The organism is Providencia sp. PROV073, from assembly GCF_033688125.1.
Classification (GTDB): domain Bacteria; phylum Pseudomonadota; class Gammaproteobacteria; order Enterobacterales; family Enterobacteriaceae; genus Providencia; species Providencia hangzhouensis.
Genome location: NZ_CP096353.1, coordinates 2634058 through 2646776 on the forward strand (window position 1 = coordinate 2634058; position 12719 = coordinate 2646776).

Here is a 12719-nt window from a genome sequence, read left to right on the forward strand (position 1 = left end):
ATATAATTCGAAGAGCATAGCACAATTAACACTCATGCAACTTGAAGTATGACGAGTATAGCCCGGAAAATTCCGGGCTGATATTACAAAGGTTAGTCAGAGCTATTTCCAATTAATTAAACAGTCGTTTTTCTTACCACGACGGATCAAGGTATAACGACCAAACAGGCGATCTGCGTCAGAGAACACATACATTGGCTCTGTTTGTTTTTGGCCATTAATTGATACCGCGTTAGAACTAATTGCCGTTCTTGCTTGCCCACGAGAAGGCACTAACTCTGAATCAACTAAAGCTTGCTGTAAATCCGCACCTGCTTCCAAAGTGATACAAGGCATGCCATCTTGAGCCAATTGCTCAAAATCAGCTTCAGTTAAATCAGATACTGCACCAGAGAATAAGCTTTCTGTAATACGTTTCGCTGCTGCTAACCCTTCTTCGCCATGTACCAGTTTAGTGACTAACTCCGCTAATACATATTGAGCTCGAGGTGCCTTTCCACTGTTTTTATCTTCTTCTTCTAGCGCATTGATTTCATCTAGTTCCATGAATGTGAAGAATTTTAAGAAGCGATAAACATCCGCATCTGCAGTGTTGATCCAGAACTGATAAAATTTATACTGGCTGGTTTTCTTGGAGTCTAACCAAACTGCACCACCTTCAGTTTTACCAAATTTAGTGCCATCTGCTTTAGTAATCAGAGGAACCGTCATACCAAATACTTGGTTTTGGTGTAAGCGACGTGTTAAATCGATACCGGAAGTAATGTTACCCCATTGGTCAGAGCCACCAATTTGCAGCTCTACACCCATCTCTTTGTTCATATTTGCGAAGTCATAACCTTGTAAAAGGTTATAAGCAAACTCAGTAAAAGAGATACCAACGTCATCACGATTTAAACGTTGCTTAACAGACTCACGGTTAATCATTTGGTTAACCGAAAAATGTTTACCAATATCGCGCAAGAAAGTCAGCACATCCATTTTGCCAAACCAATCATAGTTATTAGCAAGGCGTGCACTGTTATCACCACAATCAAAGCTTAAAAACGGTGAAACTTGGTTACGGATTTTTTCTACCCACTCTTGAACGGTTTCTGTGGTGTTTAATTTACGCTCAGTAGCTTTAAAGCTCGGGTCGCCAATAAGGCCCGTTGCACCACCGACCAACGCCACAGGCTTGTGCCCGGCTAGTTGGAATCGTTTTAAACACAGCAAAGGAACCAGATGTCCCAAATGCAAGCTATCAGCGGTAGGATCGAAGCCACAATAGAGAGAGATAGGGCCCTGCGCCAGTCTCTCTGCTAACGCATCCTCATCCGTTACCTGGGCAACGAGGCCCCGCTCTTGCAATTGTTTAATCAGGTTATTGCTAGACATCAATGACTCCATCAGTTGTATTTTGTCTATCTATTTTGGTTTGAATGACCAGTAAGTTTGAGAGGCTTATCAAAAACTCACCAGTGTAATTTGTCAATTTACTTAAATGAGGCTATAGCATAAAGCGCATATCAATTAAGTGCCAGCTAAAAAACATGATCCTAAGGGGCTAATCTATCAATTTTCCAGCCATCACCTTCTCGCTGGTATAAAAAACGGTCGTGCAAACGGTGTGCACCGCCTTGCCAAAATTCAACACTATTAAATACCACTCGATATCCTCCCCAAAAACTAGGCAATGGGACGTCACCGTTCTTAAATTTTTGTTTTAGTTCTAAAAATTTCCCTTCTAAAATACCACGCGCTGAAATTTTAGAAGACTGTGCTGATGCCCATGCTGCAATTTGGCTATCTTTCGGCCTACTATGAAAATATTTTACAACTTCAATAGGGTTTAAACGCTCAGCAACCCCAGTGAAATTGACTTGGCGCTCTAATGGGTACCATGGAAAATGTAGGCTAATTTTATTATTTTTTTCTAAATGCTCTGCTTTTCGGCTACCTAAATTGGTATAAAATACAAGGCCTTTATCATCAAAATGTTTTAAAAGTACAATACGCTGGTAGGGTTGCCCGGTTTCATCCACAGTAGCAACACACATTGCTGTTGGGTCACTCAAGCGAGCTTCACACGCCTGCTTCATCCAGAGTTCGAAAAGCGTCAGTGGGTTTGGCGTTAAGTCATTACGTCTTAACCCACCTTTTGTGTATTCACGACGTACCGATGCAAGATCTATTTCACCTAGCTCGTTCATTTTTATGTCCTTTACCACAGTTATTTTTTATCGGTATTTTTAGGGTATATTGCCCCAAGCACAGTCTCTTTACTTGCCCCAGTAACAGAGGCTAAATTTCCAGGAAGACCAGATACCGTTCTAGCAGCTAGCCATGCAAAAGCCAAGGCTTCCATGTCATCACCACTTAAACCAAATTTATCACTTGGTGCCACTTCAATTCCCGGAAGCAAGGCTGCCATCCGTTGCATTAGAAAAGTATTCTTTGCCCCTCCACCACATACTATTAAGCGCTCACAACCGCCACACAGTAATACTTGTTCTGCGATAGAAGCTGCGGTTAATTCGCACAGAGTGGCTTGAACATCGTCAGCTGAAATTGATGGAAAATGAACTAAATGCTGCTCTAACCATTGTGTGTTGAAATACTCACGCCCCGTACTTTTCGGTGATGAACGTCTAAAGTATGGGTCACTTAGCATCGCTTTTAGTAATGCATGATCAACTTGACCTCGACTTGCCCATTCACCGTCTTTATCATATGCCTGTTGCTTTATACGCCAGCTCCACGTATCCATTAACATATTTCCCGGCCCTGTGTCATAACCCTTAACATAGGCACCAGGTAATAAAGCAGTGACATTAGCTATTCCACCAATATTTAGTACAATTCGTTTTTCTGTAGGATGCCCTAAAACAGCTAAGTGAAATGCAGGAACTAAAGGTGCTCCCTGTCCCCCATAAGCCATATCTCTTCGGCGAAAATCACCTACCGTCGCGATCCCTGTTAAAGCGGCAATACGGTTGTTGTCGCCTAACTGCATAGTAAAAGGCTGTTCGCCATCGGGCTCATGCCAAACAGTTTGCCCATGGCAACCGATAGCAATGATATCTTCAGATGTTAAACCAGTTTGAATAAGAAGTTGGTTTACCGCATCTGCATATAAAGAGCCTAACTCTCGATCAATTTTACCAACCTCTGATAGCGTTGTTGTTTGCCCTTGGCATACATCTAAAATTCTTTTTTTTAATTCAATGGGAAATGCAACACTCAAACTGGATTGCTCTGCGACAAATTTGTCACTAATTGCGGCAAGAACGACATCAACACCATCTAGGCTAGTTCCTGACATAACCCCTATGTAACGACCTGATTTCATCATTATTCTTGTTCCTTCAGAGTGCACATTAACTTTACAACGCTCAGCTACAAAAGATTGTGCTTTGATGACAAATTTTGTCAACAATTCGATGCAATTTCTCGGAGCGCTTCGCAGGAATAATAAATAAATGCTCTAAAACTAAAAATTGCTAGACAACCCAACTAAAAAGACGTTTTGTAATATCTGAAACTTTCATTTTCAATATAATGATACATAATACATTTATCAGCTTAGCAATACTGTTTAGTATTTCAGCTAAAGTTTTAACGACTATTCTTTTAGCAACTGGTGCGAAATGATGCTCATAAGCTGACTACCCTATATGAATATTTAACAAAGAGTGCCTTATTGAATGAAATCATCTCGAATTTGAGATATTTTACCTAGTGTTTACACTCTATTTAAATCAAAATCGGTAATCTAACCATCGCTTTTTAATATCATTATTTTGATACTTGTTGTGTTTATGGTGAAAACAAATATACGATGCTATGTTAGTGCCACAGACAGCAAATCTCATAGGAGTTCTTATGCTTAAGAAAGTTTTTGTAGGTGTTGTAGCAGTTGCAGCTTTATCAGGCTGTGTCAATACCAGTACGCTTTCTGGTGATACTATTTCAGCCAAGGATGCGAAACAGGTACAGACTGTGACTTATGGTACTGTTCTGAATGCTCGCCCTGTGACTATTCAAGCTGGTGAAGACGGTAACGTGATTGGTGCAATTGGTGGTGCTGTTCTTGGTGGGTTATTAGGTAACACCATCGGTGGTGGTACAGGTAACACATTAGCAACTGCCGCAGGTGCTATTGCAGGTGGTTTAGCTGGTCAGGAAGCTCAAGGCGCATTAAATAGAAGCCAAGGTGTTCAATTAGAAATCCGCCTCGATAGCGGTAAAAACATTGTTGTTGTTCAAAAACAAGACCCAAGCACCTTCCGTAATGGCCAACGTGTTATGATTGCGAATAGCGGAAATACTGTTACTGTGTCTCCTCGGTAATCATACAGTACTAAATTAGGCATGCTCACCGGCCATGGCCGGTGAGCATTACTTACAAATAGTATTGCTGAATGATATCGTTACTTTATGGTAGATAATCATATTTTTTATTTATTGTGCATGGCTTTTGAATGACACAATTTCTTGTTTACATATAAATGCCTTGCATTCAAATCAATAAATTTATTTTAGCCTATCTCCTTTAATAAAGTATTTATTAGTATCTACCGATAAATTAGCTAGCTAACAATTAAAAATGAAGGTATCACATCGAAAAAATAATTAATAGCCTTAACTATATTTCATAATAATAATGATTTAATGAAAATTATAACCAAGTGTAATTACTATTTCATTAAAAAATCATATACTAAATTATTTTAAACACAAATTTAATAATTAATATGTCATTCATTAGCTAGGCATATTTTTTACATCAAGAGTCATTTTGTAGCCTCAAGATATTTTTTTCAAGTTTCATAAGTAACTGTGATAGTTGGTAAAGTTCATCTTTACTAATGTTGTTCAATATTTCTATACGCGTATTATTTATGACTTGGTCTACCGTTTTAATAAAGGGTTCAGACTCTTCCGTTAATTTTATTCTTTTAGCTCTCCTATCATTTGTACAAGTATGTCTAGAAATCAATTTTTTTTCCTCTAATTGATCTAGAGTCCTTACTAATGAAGGCTGTTCAATACCAATCGCTTTCGCTAACTGTATTTGAGATTGCTCAGGTGGTAGTTGACTTATATTATGCAATGTAACCCAATGTGTCTGTGTAAGCTTAAGAGGCTTCAAACGATAGTCGATTAATGCTCTCCACATGCGAACAACACGTGATAACTCTGTCCCAATTTGTGATTCCAATTTACCCTCCTTTATATAATTATAATGTCTAAAAAATATACCGTCCTCATATTATTTTTTGAATTATATATTAATTTCCTTTTATATTTACAGCTTTTTATTTATACATTAGCTATTAAATACCTATTCCTAGTTATAGTAGCTGTTTTATTATGCGATATATCTCTAATTAATACATCACTGATTCATCCATTATCTCAATCTAGGATTAATAAGATAACCTATCAATTATCTTATTAATAAGAATAGCCGCACTCTCCTTTTTGATCTATCTATTTTAGCTCTTATAGTAGCCATGAATAACAATAAAAAAAGTAACGCCAAATAATTCTTTAAAAAACAAATAAATATAGTTAATCTTAAAATCATGTTAATTACAGTCATTTTGATTCAACCTATACCTATTTTGAATAAATAAAATTTTATTGAAATATAAACCAAGAAATAAATATTTTGCTAATAATTCAACCTGAATTAGTTTACATTAGAAATAAAACATTTGATTTATTTTTATGATTATATTAAAAACTGTGAACTAAAAGAGTTGTTGTTGTGTATCTATGATTTTTTCTTGTTCTGTTTTTTTATTTAATATTCTTAAATAACGTTGACGACATAAACGAAGTACATTTCGTTTTTCAGTATCAGAGAATTTTAGCCAATTAAAACGCTCATCACGAGTGCGATAGCAACCTCGACAATAGCCTTGTTCATTACTTTGGCAAATACCACGGCAAGGGCTGGGGATCTCAAAAAATTCAAGTTGTTCCGCCATAAGTTTCCCCTTCAAAAGAAAAAATCACTGATAAATGTATGATATACTCCTGAAAATGAGTATTACCATTATTTGTTCAAAAAACAAACTGTAATCATTGTATTTATTAATTTAAGCACGTTATATTAATAAGTAAATCGATTCAGGCTGATTCTAAGAGGTTTAAAAATGCGCTTACTCCATACTATGTTACGTGTTACTGATATGCAGCGTTCTATTGATTTTTACACGAAAGTGTTAGGCATGCGTTTATTAAGAACTAGTGAAAATACAGAGTATAAATATTCTCTCGCATTTGTTGGCTACAGCGATGAAAGTGAAGGCGCCGTAATCGAGTTGACCTATAACTGGGGGGTTGACCAATACGATATGGGTAACGCATATGGTCATATCGCCTTGGGCGTCGATGATGTTGCAAAAACTTGCGATGATATACGTAGTGCAGGTGGTAACGTAACACGTGAAGCCGGCCCTGTTAAAGGTGGAACAACAGTGATTGCTTTTGTTGAAGACCCTGATGGCTATAAGATTGAGTTGATCGAAAACAAAAGCGCAAGTAAAGGCTTAGGCCATTAATTAGCTATATAATTTAAAAGTACTATATAATTTAAAGTTTAGGTGCCAAATCTAGCGCCTAAACTTTTATCACTGTTTACCTGCAAATTTTTACTGGTTTTGGCATAATGTTACCTAACCAGAAAACTAAAATTGAAAGTCCTAATGTCTGAAAAAAACAATCCAAATGCCCTAGTGAACCGTTTCAGGGGATACTATCCTGTCGTTATTGATGTTGAAACAGGCGGGTTCAATGCTAAAACTGACGGCCTATTAGAAATTGCTGCCATCACCTTAAAAATGGATAAAGACGGCTGGCTCTCCATGGATGAAACATTACATTTTCATGTAGAACCTTTTGAAGGTGCTAATCTTGAGCCATCTGCTCTTGCCTTCACAGGGATTGATCCAACAAACCCTCTACGCGGTGCTGTTAGTGAATATGAGGCTCTTCATGCGATATTCAAAGTCATTCGCAAAGGAATGAAAAATACAGATTGCAATCGTGCAATTATTGTCGCTCATAATGCAAATTTTGATCACAGTTTTGTGATGAATGCAGCCGAACGAGCAGGTTTAAAACGTAATCCTTTCCATCCATTTGCAACCTTCGATACTGCGGCACTGAGCGGCTTAGTATTCGGTCAAACAATTCTAGCAAAAGCTTGTGTTTCCGCAGGTATTCCATTTGATGGTAAACAAGCTCATGGCGCACTGTATGACACCAATCGAACGGCTCTGCTATTTTGTGAGATCGTTAATAAATGGAAAAAGCTGGGTGGTTGGCCAATTATTGAAGAATCCCAATAATTTTTTAATTAATCGCTATTACATAAAAAAACCGTGTTTGATAAAAAGTAATAAGTGCTTTCATCAAATACGGTTTTTACGTTTTTATTTATGGCTTAATTTAGTCTGTGCTAGCTTCATCTGCTGGACGATACTTATCAGCAGTTTCTTTAATTAGAGATTGGAGCTCACCACGCTGGAACATTTCCATGATGATATCACAGCCACCGACCAGCTCACCGTCAACCCATAGTTGAGGAAACGTTGGCCAATTTGCGTATTTTGGCAATTCAGCGCGGATATCTGGGTTTTGTAAGATATCGACATATGCAAAACGCTCACCACAAGAAGACAGAGCTTGTACTGCTTGAGCAGAAAAACCACAGCTCGGAAGTTTAGGAGAGCCTTTCATATATAATAAAATTGGGTTTTCTTTAATTTGGCGCTCAATTCTTTCAATAGTTGTCATTTTTTAACTTCCTTAAAACAAAGATGCAGGTTTTGCAGTCAGCCGGTAACTGGGAGTCTACCGCAACTTAACAGAATACATTGACTGATATAATAGGAAACTGAATTGTTTCATACAATATGCCAGTTTTATAGGGGCATTACTATAGCATTCCAAAAAACAAAAAGGCACCTTTTCTATCTTCTCTCTACTTAAGTCAAACAAGTAGCTATTTCTAGATAAAAACCGAAACTTAATATCTTTAGATTTTTCGATTACAATATCTATATGATTTTTATGTGTAATACCTCTATTTATTTGTTAACATCTTAGTAACACTATTACCTTTATCTTTGTATGGTTTATCGTGTTATCATTAATGTATTAAGTATCATATCGCCAATAGGCGAAACTGTAATGATAAGCTGTCACATATTATTTCGCTCATTTTAAGAGCAAACACCCTAAGTATATTGATATAAAAGCAATCAAGGAGTACGCAATGTCATTTGAACTACCCGCTTTACCGTATGCAAAAGATGCTTTAGAACCTTATATCTCTGCTGAAACCTTAGAATATCACTATGGTAAGCACCACAACACTTACGTTGTTAACTTGAACAACCTCATCAAAGGCACTAACTTTGAAGGAAAATCTTTAGAAGAAATCATTAAAACTTCTGAAGCAGGCGTTTTTAACAACGCGGCACAAGTTTGGAATCACACTTTCTATTGGAATTGCTTAGCACCAAACGCTGGTGGCGAGCCAACAGGTAAAGTCGCTGAAGCTATCAATAAGGCATTCGGTTCTTTTGCTGAATTTAAAGCTCAATTTACTGATGCAGCAACCAAAAACTTCGGTGCGGGCTGGACTTGGTTAGTGAAAAAAGCGGATGGTAACCTTGCTATTGTAAATACATCCAATGCTGCAACACCTATTTCTGGTGATGATAAGCCTGTGTTAACTGTCGATATTTGGGAACATGCTTATTATATCGATTACCGTAACGCTCGCCCTAAATATTTAGAAAATTTCTGGGCGCTAGTTAACTGGAAATTTGTGGAAGAAAATTTAGCATAACAATTTCTGCTTATTGCTAGGTATAGATACAATAAGGGCGAGATATTCTCGCCCTTATTAAATTCACCCTATTCGAGGCTGAAATAAAATCAGAAAATATGTGCAGCAAGAAATATAATCAATGCTAATGAGCCCAACGCAGCAAGCAAACCATATTTAACATCTGTATCCATGAGTTCCTCTCATCCAAACGTAGTTAAACAACTAAATAACCATACAAAAATCAATGTTATTCAGTATACATATCTAAAAAAGTAAAACTAGTGTCTATATCACATGTTATAACATCAATTATTTCTTTCGTTTTTGCGCTAGATCAGACAAAATCGACAACAAATCGCTAAATTATTGCCAGCAAAGGATCAATGCATCAATATGCAGGTAATTTTTTAACAAGAATTCTTATAGAGACCGGTTATTGGTCAGGAGTTTTTTTCCCCCATGGCAACGATTAAAGATGTGGCGAAACGCGCTGGCGTATCTACCACAACCGTATCCCATGTTATTAATAAAACGCGCTTTGTAGCTGATGACACTAAAGCTGCGGTTTGGGCTGCAATTAAAGAGCTCAATTATTCGCCAAGTGCGGTTGCCCGTAGTCTAAAAGTTAACAACACAAAGTCGATTGGGTTGTTGGCAACCTCATGTGAAGCTCCTTACTTCGCAGAGGTAATTGAATCAGTTGAAAATAGCTGTTATGAAAAAGGTTATACGCTAATCCTTTGTAATTCTCATAATAATTTGGGAAAACAAAAAGCGTATTTGCAGATGCTGGCACAAAAGCGTGTTGATGGTTTACTCGTAATGTGCTCCGAATATCCTGCCCCCTTAATCAGTATGCTGGAAGATTACCGCAATATCCCAATGGTAGTGATGGACTGGGGAACTTCCCGTGGCGATTTTACCGATAGTATTATTGATAACTCATTCCACGGTGGCTATCTTGCAGGACGTTATTTGATTGATAGAGGGCATCGTGACATCGGAGCCATCCCTGGTTCTCTTGAAAGAAATACGGGTATTGGTCGATTAACTGGCTTTAAAAAGGCGATGGAAGAGGCCAAAATCACCATAAAAGATGAATGGATTGTTCAAGGGGACTTCGAGCCAGAATCTGGCTATAAGGCAATGATGCAAATTTTAAGCCATAAGCAACGCCCTACTGCCGTTTTCTGTGGCGGTGATATTATGGCAATGGGGGCAATTTGCGCCGCTGATGAGATGGGATTGCGTGTCCCACAAGACATTTCAATCATTGGCTATGATAACGTGCGAAATGCGCGCTATTTTACCCCGGCATTGACCACAATTCACCAACCAAAAGAGCGTTTAGGCCAAATGGCTTTCACAATGCTGCTCGATCGTATTGTAAATAAGCGCGAAGATGCTCAAACAATTGAAGTCCACCCTCGCCTTGTAGAACGCCGTTCCGTTGCTGACGGCCCATTTATCGATTATCGTCGATAATACGCATAATTAGTTTGAAAGCCACTCGGCATTGAGCGTTTCGTTATCGCCAAGGTAATCCAATAACCAATTCAACGCTGGTGATGTATTATTTTCCACCCAAGTTAGACAACAAGGACTGGGTGGAAATGGCTGTGCTAATGCTAGTTCAACTAATAAGCCTTTTTCGCAAAACGAAGCCGCACGATGCTCTGGCACCATTCCGACACACAACCCGTTAACCAAACAAGCTAGACCATTTTCCCAAGAAGGTACGACAAGACGACGTTGATTATCAAGAGCCCATGTATCACGTTTTGGTAGATTACGAGAAGTGTCTTCGAGACATAAACTTGGAAACTCGCGCATTTGGTCGTCTGTTAGCTTGCCGCTTATATTCGCTAATGGGTGTTTAGGGCTCGCCACACACCTCCATGACATAAAACCCATATCACGGAAACTATATCTTTCACCAATCGGTGAGGCTCGAGTAGCTCCAATAGCAACATCTACACGCCCATCAGCAAGTGCATCCCAAACACCATTAAATACTTCAGGATGAATGAAAAGTTCAATATCTGGAAAGTGACGATAAAAATCCAGTATCAATTGCTCTGCTCTCTGTGGTTTTACAATGCAATCAACAGCAATACTAAATTGCCCCCGCCAACCATTAGCAACCTGCTGGCATTGATGCCTTGTATCTGTCATTTTTTTGATAACAGAACGACTTTCCTTAATAAATATCGTTCCAGCTTCTGTAAGAACAACATCGCGATGTCGACGCTCAAATAGGGGAACCGCAAGCCATTCTTCAACTTGCTTGACGGTATAACTGATTGCAGAAGGTACACGGTGTAACTCTTCAGCAGCACCACTAAAGCTCCCAGTTCGGGCAACAGCATCAATCACTTCGAGTGCATGCGCAGACCACATAACCTCTCCTTTCAAAAATTTTGATAGCAAGATCCAAATATTACCGTTTCACAACCTAAAAAAATAGCCTATACAATGGCATCATCATTAACATTTTTTTTAAATATCAGATAAGTAATAATTATGTCGAATACTGTGAAAAAAAATTCCCCTGGATTTATGGTTTACCTTGCAGGACTTAGCATGCTGGGGTTTTTAGCTATTGATATGTATTTACCTGCATTCGGTGCTATGCAAGACACCCTGCATACATCAGAAGGCGCTATCAGTGCTTCTCTCAGTATATTTTTAGCCGGTTTTGCCTTCGCTCAATTGTTATGGGGGCCATTGTCAGACAAACTTGGCCGTAAGCCTGTGCTCATTGTGGGCTTAACTATTTTCATTATCAGTAGCTTAGCTATTTATTGGGTGGAAACCGCAACACAGTTATTAACACTACGATTTTTACAGGCTGTTGGTGTCTGCTCCGCTGCAGTTTTATGGCAAGCTCTTGTTATCGACCGCTATGATGAAGCAAATACCCAAAAAGTTTTTGCTTCTATTATGCCGTTAGTTGCGCTATCCCCTGCTTTAGCACCATTATTAGGAGCATGGGTACTAGAACACCAAACATGGGAAGCAATTTTCCTGATCCTAATGGCTGTGGGTATATTACTTTTATTGCCAACACTCTTTTTGAAAAATGTTTCAGTTAAAACAATAATTGATGACAGCCAACCACAAGCTAAGATTTCTTTCTCAAACTTACTCAGTTCGCCAGTTTTCAGCGGTAATGTGCTCGTTTACGCTTCATGCAGTGCGGGTTTTTTCGCTTGGCTAACCGGCTCGCCTTTTATCTTACGTAATATGGGTTTCAACCCTGCGGATATCGGTTTGAGTTATATTCCACAAACTTTAGCCTTTATTGTTGGTGGGTATGGCTGCCGTATTTTATTAGCAAAAGTCCGAGCAGAAACAATATTTCCATTGTTACTTGTTGGTTATGCGGTAAGCATGTCTATTTTATTCATCATGGCTATTTATACCACACCATCATTAACTATGATCTTGATCCCATTCTGCTTTATGGCAGCTATGAACGGAGCCTCTTACCCAATTGCAGTATCCAAAGCACTAAATGCATTTCCTAGCGCCAGTGGTAAAGCTGCCGCATTACAAAATGCCTTACAACTAGGTTTATGTTTTTTAGCCAGTCTACTTGTTTCTGCTCTTACTTTCGACCCATTGTTAGCAACAACTGGGGTGATGGCAGTAACGATCATTCCAATGGCCATTGGCTACTTTATGCAACGCTGTGCAAGCAAAAATAACCAAACTATTAAGCAGGTTGATTGCCAAACGAATTCATAAAGTATAGCTTACCGACTCAATCATGCCGAATCTTATCGGCATGATTTTTATTTTAGCAAATTCATAAAAATTTCCTTCAGTGTATAGCACTAGTGACCATACAGTAATATATGTTCAGTATTTTGCTATATAACCA

At 38.4% G+C, this 12719-nt stretch carries 13 protein-coding genes; 6 read left to right on the forward strand and 7 right to left on the reverse strand.

What is annotated here, in order from left to right:
- Window positions 1–102: 102 nt before the first annotated feature.
- From tyrS to anmK, 3 genes are all read right to left on the reverse strand, one after another.
- Complete coding sequence (gene tyrS, locus M1F17_RS11935; RefSeq protein ID WP_094961766.1) at window positions 103–1377, reverse strand: tyrosine--tRNA ligase; 1275 nt, start codon at window positions 1375–1377, stop codon at window positions 103–105.
- A 161-nt stretch (window positions 1378–1538) separates the two neighbouring features.
- Window positions 1539–2192, reverse strand: coding sequence for a pyridoxamine 5'-phosphate oxidase (pdxH, locus tag M1F17_RS11940; RefSeq protein WP_318836994.1), 654 nt, complete (start codon window positions 2190–2192; stop codon window positions 1539–1541).
- Window positions 2193–2212: 20 nt separating this feature from the next.
- Window positions 2213–3334 (reverse strand): anhydro-N-acetylmuramic acid kinase, encoded by a 1122-nt coding sequence (gene anmK, locus M1F17_RS11945; protein ID WP_272514982.1) that lies wholly within the window; start codon window positions 3332–3334, stop codon window positions 2213–2215.
- Between the two features lie 530 nt (window positions 3335–3864).
- On the opposite strand from anmK, the gene M1F17_RS11950 reads away from it, so the two are divergent.
- On the forward strand, window positions 3865–4332 hold the full coding sequence (locus tag M1F17_RS11950; protein WP_036958672.1) for a glycine zipper 2TM domain-containing protein: 468 nt from the start codon (window positions 3865–3867) through the stop codon (window positions 4330–4332).
- 436 nt (window positions 4333–4768) lie between these two features.
- Here M1F17_RS11950 and slyA read toward each other — a convergent pair whose 3' ends face one another.
- Both slyA and M1F17_RS11960 read right to left on the reverse strand, forming a co-directional pair.
- Window positions 4769–5203 (reverse strand): transcriptional regulator SlyA, encoded by a 435-nt coding sequence (gene slyA / locus M1F17_RS11955; RefSeq protein ID WP_094961765.1) that lies wholly within the window; start codon window positions 5201–5203, stop codon window positions 4769–4771.
- Between the two features lie 535 nt (window positions 5204–5738).
- On the reverse strand, window positions 5739–5978 hold the full coding sequence (locus M1F17_RS11960) for a DUF1289 domain-containing protein (RefSeq protein ID WP_004263835.1): 240 nt from the start codon (window positions 5976–5978) through the stop codon (window positions 5739–5741).
- A 168-nt stretch (window positions 5979–6146) separates the two neighbouring features.
- Between M1F17_RS11960 and gloA the strand changes: the two genes are divergently transcribed.
- Complete coding sequence (gene gloA / locus M1F17_RS11965) at window positions 6147–6554, forward strand: lactoylglutathione lyase (RefSeq protein WP_036958666.1); 408 nt, start codon at window positions 6147–6149, stop codon at window positions 6552–6554.
- Window positions 6555–6698: 144 nt separating this feature from the next.
- The gene (gene rnt, locus M1F17_RS11970; protein WP_004263830.1) at window positions 6699–7343 is read left to right on the forward strand and encodes a ribonuclease T; all 645 of its coding nucleotides are present in this window, start codon (window positions 6699–6701) and stop codon (window positions 7341–7343) included.
- Window positions 7344–7443: 100 nt separating this feature from the next.
- On the opposite strand, the gene M1F17_RS11975 is transcribed toward rnt, so the two are convergent.
- Complete coding sequence (locus M1F17_RS11975) at window positions 7444–7791, reverse strand: Grx4 family monothiol glutaredoxin (protein WP_004263827.1); 348 nt, start codon at window positions 7789–7791, stop codon at window positions 7444–7446.
- 481 nt (window positions 7792–8272) lie between these two features.
- Here M1F17_RS11975 and sodB point away from each other — a divergent pair, with 481 nt between their 5' ends.
- Window positions 8273–8851, forward strand: a complete 579-nt coding sequence (sodB, locus tag M1F17_RS11980; RefSeq protein WP_004263823.1) for a superoxide dismutase [Fe] — start codon at window positions 8273–8275, stop codon at window positions 8849–8851.
- A gap of 441 nt (window positions 8852–9292) precedes the next feature.
- Entirely contained in the window at window positions 9293–10318 is a 1026-nt protein-coding gene (gene purR / locus M1F17_RS11985; RefSeq protein WP_110591620.1) for an HTH-type transcriptional repressor PurR, read from the forward strand.
- A 9-nt stretch (window positions 10319–10327) separates the two neighbouring features.
- Here purR and punR read toward each other — a convergent pair whose 3' ends face one another.
- Window positions 10328–11233 (reverse strand): DNA-binding transcriptional activator PunR, encoded by a 906-nt coding sequence (gene punR / locus M1F17_RS11990; RefSeq protein WP_206277661.1) that lies wholly within the window; start codon window positions 11231–11233, stop codon window positions 10328–10330.
- 123 nt (window positions 11234–11356) lie between these two features.
- Here punR and punC point away from each other — a divergent pair, with 123 nt between their 5' ends.
- Window positions 11357–12583: a purine nucleoside transporter PunC gene (gene punC, locus M1F17_RS11995; protein WP_094961763.1), complete on the forward strand. Its 1227-nt coding sequence runs from the start codon at window positions 11357–11359 to the stop codon at window positions 12581–12583.
- The last annotated feature ends 136 nt before the right edge of the window (window positions 12584–12719 follow it).